Here is a 16,554-nt window from a genome sequence, read left to right as displayed (position 1 = left end):
TAAAATTACAATTTCTATATACTTAATTGATTTTAAGCATTTTGTTGTTATCAAAAAGTTATTAACCGATTTATTTTAGCTTAGATAATATTTTAACAGATTTATTGTAGAATCATCATGTTTGCCTAATTCCTTTTTATCAACTTCATTAAGGATGGTATCTGCCAATTGTTTGCCCAATTCTACGCCCCATTGGTCATAGCTAAAAATATTCCAGATTATACCCTGTACAAAAATGCGTTGCTCGTACATCGCAATTAAGGCACCCAAAGATTCTGGAGTAAGTTGATCTATTAACAAGGTAGTGGTGGGTTTGTTACCGTCAAAAACTTTAAACGGGAGCAGTTGTTCTATCTTTTCTTGGGAAAGATTTTTTGTTTCGAGTTCAGCCAATACTTCTTTTTTTGACTTGCCGTTCATCAAGGCTTCGGTTTGAGCAAAAAAGTTAGCCATTAACTTATCCTGATGTTCTTGATCGCCAAAAAGCGACTTTTTAAAGCCAATAAATTCTGCAGGTATCAATTTAGTTCCTTGGTGAATTAGCTGAAAAAAAGCGTGCTGTGCGTTTGTACCTGGTTCGCCCCAAATAATGGTACCGGTTTGGTAATCGACCCTATCTCCGTTGCGGTCTACACTTTTACCATTGCTTTCCATAATTCCCTGCTGCAAGTATGCCGGCAATCGATGTAAGTATTGAGAATACGGAATTATGGCTTCGCTTTCTGCTTCGAAGAAATTATTATACCATATACTCAATAAAGCCAGTACAACTGGGATGTTTTCTTTAAAAGGAGTATCCTTAAAATGAACATCCATTTGGTATGCCCCCTCTAGCAGTTTTTCAAAATTATCGTAGCCTAATGAAATACTAATTGACAATCCAACGGCGCTCCACAATGAAAATCGTCCACCTACCCAATCCCATAAGGGAAATATATTATCCTCTTCAATTCCAAAATCTACAACCTTCTGTATATTACTAGACACCGCAACAAAATGCTTTCCTACAGCATCCTTTGATACTTTATCGATGAACCAATTTCTTGCAGTGATGGCATTAGATAAGGTTTCTTGAGTACCAAAGCTTTTAGAAACGACAATAAACAAGGTAGTTTCTGTATTTAACTTTTTTAAATTTTGATGCACATGGTCCCCATCTACGTTAGAGATGAAGTGTACGTTCAAATGATTTTTATAAAACTCCAAGGCTTCGGTTACCATCGCTGGTCCTAAATCCGAACCTCCAATTCCAATATTAACAATATCTGTAAAGGCTTTACCGGTATGTCCTTTTAGTTCACCATTGATAATTTGCTCGCTAAAGGTTTTAATTTTTTGCTTTACCTGTGCTACCTCAGGAATCACATTAATTTCTTCTATCAAAACTTCTTGAGCTGTACTATTTCGTAAGGCAGTATGCATAACAGCTCTTCCTTCGGTCTGGTTAATAGTTTCTCCACCGAAATAAGTTGTCATTGCTTCTTTTAGCTTGGTTTCTTCGGCCAATTGAAGCAACAATTCCATAGTTGTATTGTCTATTCGATTTTTTGAAAAATCTACATAGAAATCATTCCAAGAAATGGATAATTGCTCTGCTCGCTGTGGGTTGGTTTCAAAAAGTTCTTTGAGGTGTTTCCTTTTTATTATCTCGTGGTGGTCTGATAATTTTTTCCAGGCTTTGGTGGTGGTTGGGTTTATAGTTGGTAATGCCATGTTATAAAATTTCTTGTTTTTTGAGTTGTATACTATCCAATTTTTGGCGAATAGGTTTTATCATTTCAAAGAATTCTGGTTTTAATTTTTCGGACAAGGGTTTCGATGCCGGTAAGTCCTGTTTAAATGGATCTACTTGCCTTCCGTTTTTCCAAAAGCGATAACAAACGTGGGGTCCACTAGTATTTCCAGTCATTCCAATATAGCCTATGACATCACCTTGACGAACGTATTGACCTACTTTTACAGCCTGCCTACTCATATGAAGATACTGTGTATCATAAGTAGCATTATGCCTTATCTTCACATATTTACCATTACCTCCCTTACGCTCGGATTTGGTGACAATTCCATCTGCGGTAGCCAATATTGGCGTACCTATAGGGGCTGCAAAATCAGTTCCTTTATGGGGTCTAATTCTATTGCCATAATATTTAATCCGCCTCCTTAGATTATACCTGGATGATATTCTACTAAACTTAACTGGTGCTCTTAAAAATGCTCTTCGGAGATTATCCGCCTCATGATCATAAAAATCAAATCCTTGATCTAAAGAATCGTGTTCAAACCTAAAGGCATAAATAGGCTTGCCTCTATGCTTAAAATAGGTAGCTTTGATCTGATCGATACCAGCAGGGATCGTATCTTCGATATACTTCTCGGTATAAATAACTTTAAATTCATCCCCAGATTCTAACCGTGTAAAATCAATCGTCCAAGCGTAAATATCAGCCATTCGATAAGCTACTAAACTATTGACATCAATATCATCAAAAGTTTGCAACAAACTACTCTCTATGACACCTGAAGCTACCTTTTCAACAAGTGTTACTGGCTTCTTATTTTTAGTGGCTATAATGCTATCTCTAAAATCAACTACGGTATAATCAATTTCATTATCCTGGTAAACAAATATCTGTGCAGTCTGAGAAGTGTCTTTAGATTTAAAAAGCACGTAAGGTTTTCCTGCCTGGATACGGGTTACATTAAACGTATCTTTAATTTTAGTAGCTATTTCAAAAACTTTACCTCTACTAACCCCGTGATTGTCTAGGATTTCCCCAAAACTATCGCCAGGTTTTATTGTGTCTTTTACCACGGTAAAATCATCCACATTAAAACCAAACTCCTTTACTACAGGTGGTTTTGGCTGTTCCACTTTAGGTGAGGGTTCAACTTTCTTTTTTTCTTTTTCTTTCTGACACGAAAACAATACTACTACAAGTAGTAGGAAACCAATTTTCTTCAACTGATCAATTATTTTGTGGTGTTAAACTGATGGGTAACCCATTGCTTGCCCCAATCTTCTTTTTCTGCTTCAGACCATAAATTAGGAAAGAAATGAATTTTTTGAAAACTAGGTGGTAGAAAACTTTTCCAATTTGTTCCACCGGTTGCTAATACCTCACCTTTTTCTTTATTTAAATATCGAAAGGCGGCACCCATATGCATTAATAACCAATTAATATTCACATTGGTGTCAAAAGTACGCAAAGCTTTGATAAGCTCCACATTATTTCGCTCCTTTTCGGGTAAATCAAGATATTTATGATAAATCGTACTGGACTGAACCTCTTTAGCAATTCGCATCATTCGCGGAGTATATCGATATTCAAATTGCTTTAGTGTTAAGGTTTTCTCTCCAGTTTTGATATCAGTAGCACCAGATTTCCAATACAAATGTTCAAAAACTTCTTCTAAAGAGTTTTGTTCATCAAAATCACTGCGTTCCTGTGCACCCACTAAATGATACAATGGAGTAGCATAAATTTCGATCAATCTAAACTGTACCGACTGAAAACCACTAGCTGGTAGTAGTGACATTCTATATTTTAAAAATTGATCCTTCTCCATCCCTCGAATCATCACATCAAAAGAGTCAATTAGTATTCTAAAATAACGATTGACACGCTCCAAGCGTTCGGTAAAAAAGGAAGCATTTTGTAACTTATCGTCTATAATTTGCTTGAGCTCGTGTATGATCAACTTAAAATAAAGCTCTGTTATTTGGTGATAGGTGATAAAAATCTCCTCGTCAGGAAAATGGGTTCTAGGTATTTGTAAGCTTAACAAAGTATCGAGATGAATATAATCCCAATACGTTAAATATCTATCGTGCAATAGTCCGTCTAGATAAGATCCTAAATCTTGACCAGAGTTTTTAAATTTAGTTTCTAATTGCCGAATTTTATCAACAATTTCGGGTTTGATTGGTTCGTTCATTTATTCAACAATAATTTTAAAAGGGTGTTTTAATCCTTTAAAAGCATTAAGATCTGCTTCTATAGATCCAACTAGTATATCTGCTTTTATTTTTACTGGCATCCTATTGTCGTCGTCACTTATCCAAACGGTCATACTCTCTTCTTCTTTAAATACACGATCTGCTTGTACATAGGGTCTAAATTTTAGACAGGCTATCTTACCCATCTTGGTTTTAATTACTTCTCGACCTAAAAATTTAAGCTTAAATTGATAATTTTCACTATCAAAAAACATATTTACATAATGAGATTCTCCTTTTTTTAGAGAAGATACATCGATATTATTTCTGAGATAATAGAAGGAAGAAACCATATCCTGCACATTATCTTTGAGGGAAACTGTCTTTTTTGTTTTGTGTTTTTTATCGTGTACTAATGCCTCTTTAGCGTCATGGTCAAAATTAATTTCAATATCCTTCGTATAACCTCCTTCGTTAATCTTTCTAATAAAACGATAAGGCATCACCTTATCTTTATCTATATATGTTTCATAATAGTCTTCGACTTTAAAAAACAAACTCAGAAAACCTGAAGATTTACCTGCACCTTCAATATGATATACAGGTTTTCCATCTATAATGTCATCTTTAACTTCTAGCGTAGCGTAACTTGCTGTAAAAACACCATAATGGATCCTAAATTGAAACCACTCTCCTGAATCGAAGGCCTCGTGTTTATCCTGTGCCAATACAGGAAAAGTTATCATCATTGCGAGCAATAAAAGTACTCTCATAGTATTTGGGTATTATTTAATTTTATTGTGTATTAAGTTGATTTACAATATCCATTCCAAAAGTACTATAAATACCTAAACATTAAAATATAATATAAAACGTATGGGAGTGTACCATAAAAAAAGAGAGCCACCACAGCTCTCTTTTTACTTTTATTAACCAACTAAAAACTTAAATTATGAGAATAATTATTGTTTTTGGTATAAGTGGTAACCACTCCACTTACGGTACAAATATCAAACATTTTTGAATAATTATCAACCGAAAACGTTTTTTTATTATTGAATTTAACAAAAAACACCGTTAAAAATTATAATATATTAATATACCTAGCTCGATCGTACCTCAAATTCATATATCCTCAAAATTGATTCAGTTTTTATAAAGTACCTCTTTCTTGCTGTTCGCGTTCAATTGCTTCAAAAAGTGCTTTGAAATTTCCTTTTCCAAAAGACTGCGCTCCTTTTCTTTGGATAATTTCAAAAAACATAGTTGGCCGGTCTAAAACAGGTTTAGTAAATATTTGTAATAAGTACCCTTCATCATCGCGGTCGATTAATATGCCAAGCTCTCTAAGTGGTTCCAAATCCTCATCAATTTCACCTACTCTATCTAAAACCGTGTCATAGTAGGTTGCAGGTACGGTTAAAAATTCTACTCCTCTACGTTGTAATTCGGATACAGTTTCTATGATATTATCCGTGGCTACTGCAATGTGTTGCACCCCAGCTCCTTTATAAAAATCGATGTACTCTTCAATTTGAGATTTCTTTCTTCCTTCTGCTGGTTCATTGATAGGGAATTTAATTCTACCGTTTCCGTTACTCATCACTTTACTCATCAATGCCGTATACTCCGTAGAAATGTCTTTATCATCAAACGAAACCAACTGTGCAAACCCCATTACCTTCGCATAAAACTCACACCATTTATTCATCTCATTCCAACCTACATTACCCACCATATGGTCAATGTATTTTAAACCAACGGTATTGGTTTTATAAGGTTTGTTCCAAGCTTTATACCCAGGTAAGAAGGCGCCGTTATAATTTTTTCTTTCTACAAAAATATGAACCGTTTCACCATAAGTATGGATCCCTGAACGTACTACTTCTCCGTGTTCATCCTTTTCTGTAGTAGGTTCCATATATGGTTTTGCTCCTCGTTTAACAGTTTCCTCAAAACTTTTGGTGGCATCGTCTACCCAAAGTGCCACTACCTTTACGCCATCCCCGTGTGCGTTAATATGTTTATTGATGTCTCCATCTGGCTGCAGTGGCGAGGTTAGTACCAGCCTTATCTTATCCTGCTCTAGCACATAAGAAACTCTATCCTTAATCCCTGTTTCTAAACCAGCATAGGCTACAGGTTGAAATCCCCAAGCAGTTTGATAATAATAGGCCGCTTGCTTAGCATTACCTACATAAAGCTCTACGTAATCAGTACCTAATAATGGTAGAAAATCTTCTGCTTGAGGTACAACTTTTTCTAAATTTTGTGGTGATATATTTGTATTCATTTTGATCTAAATTTTGATTTAATATTATATTTTTTTAATCCGTGCGTTATAGCATATCATTACCACATCGCACTAGTTTGAGCAAAAAGATATTCAACACTTAACCTCATCATTCTAACCAAGATTTATAATATTTTTCATCTGCTATTTCTAAGGCTTCCTTGGTAACCATCAAGGGTTTAAAGGTATCGACCATTACGGCGAGCTCATCTGTTTTTTCTTTACCAATACTTCGTTCCACAGCACCAGGGTGTGGCCCATGTGGGATTCCTGCAGGGTGAAGTGAAATATGACCTGCATCGATATCATTTCTACTCATAAAATCTCCATCTACGTAATACAACACCTCATCACTATCAATATTACTGTGATTATAAGGAGCTGGTATTGAATCTGGATGATAATCATATAGCCTAGGTACAAAAGAACATACTACAAAAGCATCCGTTTCAAAAGTTTGATGAACTGGTGGGGGTTGATGAATTCTACCGGTGATGGGTTCAAAATCGTGAATGGAAAAAGCATAAGGAAAATTATATCCATCGTAACCCACTACATCAAAAGGGTGGGTAGCGTATACCATATCAAAAATTTCATCCTGCTTCTTTATCTTCATCAAAAAATCTCCTTTTTCATCGTGTGATTCTAACTCGTAGGGCGCACGTAAATCACGCTCACAGAATGGAGAATGCTCTAACAGTTGTCCAAACCAATTTCGGTATCGTTTAGGCGTATAAATAGGTCTCCTTGATTCAACAATAAACAATCGGTTATCCGTCGTATCAAAATCTAATTTATAAATAGTCCCCCTAGGAATCAATACATAATCTCCGTATTTAAAATCAATGTTCCCTAAATGGCTTCTGAACTTACCACTACCTCTATGTACAAAGATAAGCTCGTCGGCATCCGTATTTTTATAGAAATAGTCAGTCGTAGATTCCTGAGGTGCAGCTAAAATGATATTGACATCACTGTTTGTTAATACACAAGTTCTACTCTCCAAATAATCATTTGCTGCTTTAACTTTAAATCCGTGAAAACGATAGGATTGGATATTATTGTTCAACGCAACATTTGGACTTACATCATATTTTCCTTTAATCTCTTTTACTTGAGTAGGACGATGGTGATGGTACATGTTTGTAGACATTCCATCAAAACCAATGGTACCAAATAATTGTTCGTAATACAGGTCTCCACTTGGTTTTCTGAATATGGTATGTCGTTTTTTAGGGATTTCTCCCAACGTATGATAAAAAGGCATGAGTTTTAATTATAAAGGTTATACAGAACTACTTATTAGGAAATAGCAAACCTTCCTTATTCAGGATTTCTTTTGATAAGGTAGTGTAAAAGCAATAATAAATTTTGCCAAGATTGACTCATAATATTACAAATATCGTAAAAAAATTACTTTTTTTCAGCACATCCACCAGAAGATCTTATACCTGAATCTGATTCTTAAAACCAAAATCCTACACTAAAAAACCATTGGCTCTCTTTTACTTCAGGAGAGTAGGTATATTTTATCTGAATTGGACCTGCAAAGGTTTCCACACCATATCCAAGAGCATAACCCGAGAACTCCGGCGAGGATAACCAATCACCCGTACTAAATAATTTACTGCCTGCATTGGCATAGTTTATTGAAGCATTAAGGTGATTTTTGTTGAATAATTCATAATCCAAGTGCACGAGAACTTTAGCAAAACTTTCACCGGTTATCCCGATGAAGTCATAACCATAAAACGGTATAAAGTTATTTACCATCTTAGCACCAAAACCTCCCAATAAAAAGTCTAGCGAAGAAACTCCTGTATTGCCAATTTTTGTTCCGGCCTCTAAACCAAGGTTAAAAGACAACCTATCCGATAATGGCGTGGCGTAGCCGAAATTTGCTTTTGCTATCGAGAATTGATTGAACGAATTGGTAAAATCCGAAGAAAGAAGATACCCGTGCACATCTCCTTCAAATAAAAATCCCTTAGTAGGAAAATACTTGTTGTCGTAAGTGTCCAACTTTAAATATCCAAAAACACTATAATAGTCACTATCATCAAACACCGTCCTGGGAGTATCCTCTTCCTCTCCAAACGTATTAGAAAAAATTTGGAGTCTTTTATATTCCGCTCCCACCCCAAAAGAAAAGGTTTGCTTCAAAAGTGTTTCAAAATAGATACTTGTGGTAAAATCTCTGTAATCTACGTTAAAGCTATTGATATCCGTAGTTGTTGGGGGTTCTCCGAATTGATCTAGTACATCTATATCTATACTTCGACCAAACTTATAATATCTAGAGTTTAGTCCTATACTCCAGTAATACCCCTTATCGATATAGTAATCAATATTATACCGTATATTATCGCCAAGCGCAACATCAACGGAAAAAACATCGTTGTTAACCAAAAGCCTTTTCCGGGTTACATTAACCAAAGCAGCAGTTTTAAGTAGATCATCATAATGCAATGCAAAACGGAATAACATTTTATTTTCACTTTCTTTTACATTAAGCAATAAAGCATTACCATTATCCGTATTTATGATTCGATGACTTATGCGATCAAAATTGCCGGTTGCTGATAGGTTATTGATACCCTCATTAAGTTTAGTATAGGTTGTTTTTGCTGGTGATTGAAGCTTTAGTTTTCCTAAAATATATGATCGTGTATAGGCATCATTCCCGGTAATACTCATGATATCGATGTCTAAACTATCTGATACGGTGGTTTCTATCTTAAATTTTTGAGGCGATTGTTGTTGCATTTGCTTTATGCGCTTCAACTTTTCATATTTAGCAAAAGCTGCTTTTTCGCCATTAGCAATTATTTCATCAGCCTGATCAAAAGATATGACTGAAAACTTTTCAATGGCAGGTTTTATGTAAACATCGGTAGCTGGAGCTTTAGTTTTCATATCATTAATCGTTCTAAAATTACTGATCTGTAACATGATATTAGTCACCGAGTTCAATTCTTTTCTGTCCATTAAGCTATCCTGTACATCTATACCAATAACAATCTCTGCCCCTTTTGCTTTGATTTCTTTTATAGGGTAATTATTTGCCACTCCCCCGTCTGTCATTAAAATGCCATCTACCTCTACAGGGCTGAAGACAGAGGGTAGTGCTCCACTAGCAGAAACAGCTTCTGGTAAATAGCCTTTATCCAAGAGTACCTGCGATCCGTTTTCGATATTAGTGGCCATACAAAAAAACGGAATAGGTAAACTATCAAAATTTCGTATGCGATTAACGTGCTGCGTATACCTGGAAAATTGATTGTAAAAATTTTGCCCTTTGGATAGACTTTTAGGTAAATCTATTTTAAAATCATCAAAGGGTAAAGTAACTGCATATTTTTCCGCGTCCTCGCGTTCATAAAATGTTTTTGCCTGTCTAGGTAGTTCATCCTGTATAAAGGCATCGAAGTCTGCAGCTCTAAAAATAGAGTCTAATTGCTTAGCATTATATCCTGATGCATAGAGCGCACCTACTATAGCGCCCATACTTGTACCCCCGATATAGTCAATGCGTATACCTATTTCTTCTATCACTTTAAGGGCTCCAATATGCGCCAACCCTTTTGCTCCACCTCCACTGAGCACCAAACCTACCTTCACGTCATTTGGCAAACTATCATTTACATTATTATTAATTTGTATTTCTTGTGCACTAACCAAACCTGTAATCGCCTGCAGCAGGATAAGTACTGATAACAGCAGGAAAGTTTGTTTGGTATTGCGCATTTACTTCTCTTTTTTAGAAAGATAAAAATTATATACTTTGGTTGCTCTAGAATCACCAATAATTTCTGACAATTCTTCTTTGGTTGCTTTACTGATTCTTTTTACGGATCTAAAATTCTTTAATAATTCAACCACTGTTTTTTCTCCTATACCCGGTATCGTATTTAGTTCAGTATCTATAGCAGATTTACTTCGCTTTTGCCTATGAAAAGTGATCCCAAATCGATGCGCTTCATTTCGTAAATGCTGAATAACCTTTAAAGTTTCAGATTTTTTATCCAAATAAAGCGGTATAGAATCACCGGGATAGTATATTTCTTCTAATCGCTTTGCGATACCGATGATAGTGACTTGTCCACGTATGTTTAATTGATCTAATGCTTTTAAACCTGAAGAAAGCTGACCTTTACCGCCATCAACAATAACAAGTTGCGGTAATGGCTGTTCTTCTTCGAGCAAACGTTTATAACGCCTATACACTACCTCTTCCATAGATGCAAAATCGTTAGGCCCTTCAACCGTTTTGATGTTAAATTTTCGGTACTCTTTTTTACTAGGTTTTCCATCTCTAAAAACAACACAGGCCGCCACAGGATTTGTACCCTGAATGTTAGAATTATCAAAACACTCAATGTGCCTGGGTTCTTCTGGTAATCTAAGATCCTTTTTCATTTGTCCCATAAGTCGGTTGACATGCCGATCGGGATCAATAATTTTTATTTGTTTAAATCGTTCTTGTCTATAATATTTAGCATTTCTTAGAGAAAGATCTACTATCTTTTTTTTGTCACCCAGTTTCGGAACGGTAATTTTTAGCTCTTCTCCTACATCTACTTTAAAAGGCGTATAAATTTCTTTTGATTTAGAATTAAACCGTTGCCTAATTTCTACAATAGCCAACTCCAATAGTTCTTTGTCCGACTCCTGAAGCTTTTTTTTCATTTCTATAGTATGAGATCGTACAATCGACCCATACGACAATTGCAAAAAATTGACATAGCCAAAGGCTTCATCTGAAATGATACTGAAAACATCAACATTACTGATGTTTGGATTAACCACTGTAGACTTAGCCTGGTACTTCTCCAGGATTACAATTTTGTCTTTAATTCGCTGTGCATCTTCAAACTGCATATTGTCAGCATATTCCATCATTTGTTGTCGAAACCTATGGAGTGAATCTTTAAAATTACCTTTTACAATCTGACGAATTGCGGTTAAATTTTCCATATATTCTTCTTCAGACTGTAAGTCCTCACAAGGACCTTTACAGTTTTCTAAATGATATTCTAAGCAAACTTTGTACTTACCATTGTCGATTTTTTCTTTTGCTAAATCATAATTACAAGTCCGCAATGGATACAAGCCTCGTATCAAATCCAATAATGCATTGACTGTTTTGACTGAAGTATAGGGACCATAATATTCAGAACCATCTTTTATCAGATTTCGAGTCAGAAAAATTCTAGGAAACCGCTCATTCTTTATACAAATCCAAGGATAGGTTTTGTCGTCTTTGAGCATCACATTAAACCTTGGCTGATGTTTTTTGATGAGATTGTTCTCTAATAAAAGGGCGTCTGTCTCCGTTTCTACAACTATGTGTTTTATTTTTTTGATTTTTTTTACCAAAACACGAATTCGATGACTGTCGTGACTTTTTGTAAAATACGAACCCACCCTTTTCTTTAAGTTTTTGGCTTTACCTACATATAATAATTTTCCGGATTTATCATAATATTGATACACCCCTGGACTTGACGGCAAAGTTTTTATTTGTATTTCTAGCGATGCTTCTTCCATAATTGTAATGTAAAGGTAAAGTATAGAACTAATGAGCCCAGAAATGATCTACATAAATTTTGTTAAAAAACAGCACTGTCCTGATTTTTAGTATCAAATTAATTCATGAACAAACTTTACATAACATCTGTATTTTTCTTACATTAGCGTTATAAATGTTAATTTTTGGGAGTAGAAAAAAAAATAATCGGAAGAACGGATAAAATTGATTTTCCGTTATTGGAAATTTATGGAATAGACGCCAAAGTTGATACCGGTGCATATACCTCTTCAATTCACTGTGTAGATATCATAGAAATAGATCAAACGCTACAATGCAGTTTCCTTGACGCTACTCATCCTGAATATAATGGTAAAAAATTTACATTTACCAATTACGATATTACTGCAGTAAAAAGCAGTAATGGAAAGGTTGAAGTGCGCTATGCCATAAAAACCCAAGTAATCGTTTTTGGGGAAACACATTCTATAACCCTCACTTTATCCTCCAGAGAGGACATGCGTTTCCCTGTTCTGATAGGCAGAAAATTTTTAAGCGGTAAATATATTGTGGATCCACAATTAGAAAATCAATCCTATAATCAAAGTTTAAATGAACATTAAAATTCTTTCTCGCAGCTCTAAATTGTACTCAACTGATGCAATTGTACAAGCTGCCATAAAAAGAAAACATAATATTCAGGTTATTGATCCTTTAAAATGTGACATCGTCATAGAAAAGAGAAAACCCGAAATTTATTATCAAGGTAAAAAGCTGGACCACGTAGATGCCGTAATTCCAAGAATTGGTGCTTCCATTACTTTTTATGGTACCGCTGTAGTACGTCAGTTTGAAATGATGAACGTGTTTACGACAGTTGAGTCCCAGGCATTAGTGCGCTCAAGAGATAAGTTAAGAAGCTTACAAATCCTGTCCAAAGCGGGTTTAGGTTTACCCAAAACGGTATTTACCAATTATGGTAGAGACGTATCTGGGGTTATTGAACACGTTGGTGGAGCACCACTAATTATAAAAGTTTTAGAAGGAACCCAAGGTTTAGGTGTAGTCCTGGCAGAAACTAATAAGGCTGCAGAATCTGTAATTGAAGCCTTCAATGGATTACAAGCCAGAGTGATTGTTCAAGAATACATCAAGGAGGCTAAAGGTGCGGACATTCGTGTTTTTGTAGTGGATGGGCACGTTGTAGGTGCTATGAAACGCCAGGGAAAAGAAGGTGAATTTAGATCCAATTTGCATCGCGGTGGAACTGCATCAGTCATTGAACTAAGTGACGAAGAAGAAAATGCTGCTATTAAAGCTGCAAGAGCTATGCGCCTTGGTATTGCCGGAGTAGATTTATTGCAAAGTGAACGAGGCCCATTGATCTTGGAAGTAAATTCTTCTCCAGGTCTTGAAGGTATTGAAAAAGCTACAGGAAAAGATATTGCTAAATCTATTATTCGTTATATAGAACGCAGCATTTAATGAGCACCAAAAAAAAGAACATACTAAATATTTTAGGTGAAGAAATCCCTCTAGGGACAAGCAAGACCATAAATTTTAATATTGCAAAGCTCTACACCTCAACCAAAATAGAGATACCTGTAATCATTGAAAGGTCTAAGAAACCTGGGCCTACAATTTTAATCACAGCCGGTGTACACGGAGATGAAATCAATGGCGTAGAGATTGTACGGCAAATCATTGCAAAAAAGATAAATAAACCGGCAAAGGGAAGTATCATCTGTATACCTGTACTTAATGTGTTTGGATTTTTAAGTATGGATCGTGCTTTCCCTGATGGTAGAGATCTCAATCGTGTTTTTCCGGGAACAAAAAATGGTTCTCTGGCCAGTAGATTTGCTTACCAATTTGTCAATGAAATTTTACCAGCCGCCGAATTTTGTTTAGATTTTCATACCGGAGGAGCCAGTAGATTTAACGCACCACATATTAGAGTAGCTCCTAATGACGAAAAGTTAATTGAATATGCCAAAGTATTTAATGCGCCTTTTATCTTATATTCTAAAAATTTAGACGGTTCATATCGTTCAACCTGCGCTAAACGAAATATTGATATTCTTTTGTTTGAAGGAGGTAAATCACAAAGCAGTTCAAAAGAAATTGCCAGAGAAGGTGTAGAAGGCACTATGCGCATATTATCACACCTAGGGATGTTGAACAAACAATTTGAACCACCCATACCCCACGCCGATTCTATTATCATACGAAATAGTCAATGGCTCCGTGCAAAATATAGTGGATTATTGCATGTTAAAATTCCAATCTCAAAGCACGTAGAAAAAGGAGAAGTGCTGGCTACTATTACTGATCCATATGGCAGTAAAAGACACGTAGTGAAATCGCCGGTAGAAGGTTATGTGATAAATGTAAATGAATCTCCAATTGTGTATAAAGGTGATGCCATTTTTAGAATTTCAAAAGAGTTAGACGAAAATGTCTAAAACTGCATTACGAAAAAAATACAAGGCACTCAGAGCCTCATTGAGCGATGAGGAAATCGATGATAAAAGTATCGCTATTGCTAATCATTTGATTACCCTCAACATCTGGCACCATGAATTTTATCACCTGTTTTTAGCCATTAAAAAACTGAAAGAAGTAGAAACTGAGTACGTGCTCAATATTCTTTTAGGAAAGGATAAAAATGTAGTGCTTTCCAAGAGTAATTTTCAAGACGCATCCTTGACGCACTATTTACTAACAGATACAACCAAAATTAAAGTTAACTCCTTCGGTATCCCCGAACCCGAGGCTGGAATCCCAATAGAAGCCAAAATGCTAGATGTAGTATTTATCCCTTTACTGGCCTTTGATAAGAAAGGAAATCGAATTGGATATGGCAAAGGATTTTACGATCGGTTCTTAGCACAATGTAAAGAAGATGTCATCAAGATAGGTTTGTCTTTTTTTGAACCTGAAGATCACATAGCTGATCTATCTACAACAGACATTCCTCTTGATTATTGCATTACTCCTCAACAAGTCTATAGCTTTAGTTCTTAAGCCTGTTTAGGAAATGCTTTTTTATAGAATACGACTAATAAAAACACACCAATGCTTATAGCAGAATCCGCAATATTAAAGACCGGATCAAAAAACGAAAAGTGTTCTCCTCCCCAAAAAGGAATCCACTCGGGTAAGGTGTCATCATAGAAAGTAAATTGAATCATATCCACCACTTTTCCATAAAACACATCTTCGTATCCTCCGCCTTCAGGCATAAATGTTGCAATATCAATCTGTGTGCTCTTACTAAATAATACACCATAAAACACGGAATCAATAATATTACCAAAGGCTCCTGCGAATATTAATGCGATGCAAAATGTTAGTATTGCTGGACTATTTTTCTTTACCGAATCGTATAACCAGTATGCAATACCACATATGGCAATTAGCCTAAATAGCGTTAGCACCAATTTACCATAACTACCTGGTAACTCAAAGCCCCAGGCCATTCCTTTATTTTCAACAAATACAATTTTTAACCAAGAAAATACGGTTACCTGCTCGTGTAAAGCAAAATTTGTTTTGATATATATTTTTGATATTTGATCTATTAGTAAAACTAATACGATCACCAGGATAGATTTCTTCAATGACATCTTTAGTATATTGTAATCTTATGGATTGACGGACAAAAATAGGTTTTTTATTTTAGTTGTTACAAGTAATTTATGGAACTCATTGCATTCTATGGATATTAATATCTCCTCGGATCGAAGTTAACTCTAGCCGATTACTACCTTGTATCGGTGTTTTATTTATCTTTCCCAATTTTGTTTGAGCGTTAATATTAGCATTTTTGGTATAAACACTAATATTCGCATTAACCGTATTAATTTTTGCATCTCCAATGAATGGTTTCAGTAAACAGTCTCCTGAAAATAATTCAACAAATACTAGCTCATATTCACCGTTTATATGGAGTGAACTATTTTTTGCAAAGACCTCCACAGACAAATCTATAGGCAGCTTTACAATGATGGACATCGCATGAATTTTATGTGCACTTAGTTTATCATTAAATTGAGCGACAAAAGGTTGCTTAACTTCACTTATGTTCAACACCGTATTGTCTCGGGTTGAATCAAATAACAAGTGATCTTTATATTCGCCTTCAGAGATAGCACTTAAGGTAATTCGATTAGTTGTAGTCGTTTCTATTTTTACCTTAGCAGTTTTATCTAATTTGATGATTACTTTTTGTATGCCCTCGGCATCGATGATTTTATCGACAGTAGACTGCCCATACCCAACCATTGACAGCAAAAAGCTAAGCAACAGATATTGAAATTTCATACTACCCATAATAATTAAAAAAAGTGCTTATCCACAAGAATGGTTAAGCACTTTCTAATACATTTATAAAGTTTACTGATTTAACTTTGCATATTTTTAGCTTCAATACTTAAAGTTGCATGAGGCACTAACTTCAATCGCTCAGGATTAATTAATTTTCCTGTAACTCTACAAATACCATAAGTTTTATTTTCGATTCTTAATAGTGCATTTTTTAAGTCACGTACAAATTTCTCTTGTCGTATTGCCAATTGTGTATTTGCCTCCTTGGACATGGTTTCACTTCCTTCTTCAAAAGCTTTGAAGGTTGGGGAAGTATCATCCGTACCATTATTACCATCATTCTTATACGAACTTCTTAAAAGCTCTAAATCTTTATTAGCTTTTTCCATTTTTTCAAGGATCAACTCCTTAAACTTAGCTAAGTCCGCATCACTATACCTTACTTTTACGTCTTCTGCCATAATT

The 16,554-nt window shown here is 35.3% G+C and carries 15 protein-coding genes; 4 read left to right on the top strand and 11 right to left on the bottom strand.

Annotated elements, in window-relative coordinates:
- Positions 1–75: 75 nt before the first annotated feature.
- From pgi to uvrC, 8 genes are all read right to left on the bottom strand, one after another.
- Positions 76–1,713: a glucose-6-phosphate isomerase gene (gene pgi, locus EV197_RS03025; RefSeq protein ID WP_130285259.1), complete on the bottom strand. Its 1,638-nt coding sequence runs from the start codon at positions 1,711–1,713 to the stop codon at positions 76–78.
- Position 1,714: 1 nt separating this feature from the next.
- The gene (locus tag EV197_RS03020) at positions 1,715–2,962 is read right to left on the bottom strand and encodes a peptidoglycan DD-metalloendopeptidase family protein (protein WP_242610683.1); all 1,248 of its coding nucleotides are present in this window, start codon (positions 2,960–2,962) and stop codon (positions 1,715–1,717) included.
- Positions 2,963–2,970: 8 nt separating this feature from the next.
- Entirely contained in the window at positions 2,971–3,936 is a 966-nt protein-coding gene (locus EV197_RS03015) for a tryptophan 2,3-dioxygenase family protein (RefSeq protein ID WP_130285258.1), read from the bottom strand.
- The gene (locus tag EV197_RS03010; RefSeq protein ID WP_130285257.1) at positions 3,937–4,710 is read right to left on the bottom strand and encodes a DUF3108 domain-containing protein; all 774 of its coding nucleotides are present in this window, start codon (positions 4,708–4,710) and stop codon (positions 3,937–3,939) included.
- Between the two features lie 380 nt (positions 4,711–5,090).
- On the bottom strand, positions 5,091–6,230 hold the full coding sequence (hppD, locus tag EV197_RS03005; protein WP_130285256.1) for a 4-hydroxyphenylpyruvate dioxygenase: 1,140 nt from the start codon (positions 6,228–6,230) through the stop codon (positions 5,091–5,093).
- A gap of 109 nt (positions 6,231–6,339) precedes the next feature.
- On the bottom strand, positions 6,340–7,497 hold the full coding sequence (locus EV197_RS03000; protein ID WP_130285255.1) for a homogentisate 1,2-dioxygenase: 1,158 nt from the start codon (positions 7,495–7,497) through the stop codon (positions 6,340–6,342).
- A 197-nt stretch (positions 7,498–7,694) separates the two neighbouring features.
- Entirely contained in the window at positions 7,695–9,977 is a 2,283-nt protein-coding gene (locus EV197_RS02995) for a patatin-like phospholipase family protein (RefSeq protein WP_130285254.1), read from the bottom strand.
- A complete protein-coding gene (uvrC, locus tag EV197_RS02990; RefSeq protein WP_130285253.1) occupies positions 9,978–11,780 on the bottom strand; it encodes an excinuclease ABC subunit UvrC in 1,803 nt (600 codons plus the stop codon).
- 165 nt (positions 11,781–11,945) lie between these two features.
- Between uvrC and EV197_RS02985 the strand changes: the two genes are divergently transcribed.
- The 4 genes from EV197_RS02985 to EV197_RS02970 are packed head-to-tail and all read left to right on the top strand — an operon-like array spanning position 11,946 to position 14,787.
- Positions 11,946–12,383 carry an ATP-dependent zinc protease family protein gene (locus tag EV197_RS02985; protein ID WP_130285252.1) on the top strand — a complete coding sequence of 146 codons (438 nt, stop codon included), beginning with the start codon at positions 11,946–11,948 and terminating at the stop codon, positions 12,381–12,383.
- Complete coding sequence (gene rimK, locus EV197_RS02980) at positions 12,373–13,245, top strand: 30S ribosomal protein S6--L-glutamate ligase (RefSeq protein ID WP_130285251.1); 873 nt, start codon at positions 12,373–12,375, stop codon at positions 13,243–13,245. Before EV197_RS02985 ends, rimK begins: the two co-directional genes overlap by 11 nt.
- Entirely contained in the window at positions 13,245–14,225 is a 981-nt protein-coding gene (locus tag EV197_RS02975; protein ID WP_130285250.1) for a succinylglutamate desuccinylase/aspartoacylase family protein, read from the top strand. Before rimK ends, EV197_RS02975 begins: the two co-directional genes overlap by 1 nt.
- Positions 14,218–14,787: a 5-formyltetrahydrofolate cyclo-ligase gene (locus EV197_RS02970; protein ID WP_130285249.1), complete on the top strand. Its 570-nt coding sequence runs from the start codon at positions 14,218–14,220 to the stop codon at positions 14,785–14,787. The genes EV197_RS02975 and EV197_RS02970 overlap by 8 nt, the downstream gene beginning before the upstream one ends.
- On the opposite strand, the gene EV197_RS02965 is transcribed toward EV197_RS02970, so the two are convergent.
- The 3 genes from EV197_RS02965 to EV197_RS02955 form a co-directional block, all read right to left on the bottom strand.
- The gene (locus EV197_RS02965; RefSeq protein ID WP_130285248.1) at positions 14,784–15,389 is read right to left on the bottom strand and encodes a lipoprotein signal peptidase; all 606 of its coding nucleotides are present in this window, start codon (positions 15,387–15,389) and stop codon (positions 14,784–14,786) included. The genes EV197_RS02970 and EV197_RS02965 overlap by 4 nt on opposite strands.
- Before the next feature lie 79 nt (positions 15,390–15,468).
- On the bottom strand, positions 15,469–16,086 hold the full coding sequence (locus tag EV197_RS02960) for a DUF4097 family beta strand repeat-containing protein (RefSeq protein WP_130285247.1): 618 nt from the start codon (positions 16,084–16,086) through the stop codon (positions 15,469–15,471).
- An 80-nt stretch (positions 16,087–16,166) separates the two neighbouring features.
- Positions 16,167–16,550, bottom strand: coding sequence for a TraR/DksA family transcriptional regulator (locus EV197_RS02955; RefSeq protein WP_130285246.1), 384 nt, complete (start codon positions 16,548–16,550; stop codon positions 16,167–16,169).
- Positions 16,551–16,554 lie beyond the last annotated feature (4 nt).

It is taken from the genome of Aquimarina brevivitae (assembly GCF_004216895.1).
Classification (GTDB): Bacteria; Bacteroidota; Bacteroidia; order Flavobacteriales; family Flavobacteriaceae; genus Aquimarina; species Aquimarina brevivitae.
The sequence above is the reverse complement of the archived record's forward strand: the minus strand, read 5'-3'. Positions and strand labels throughout refer to the sequence as shown.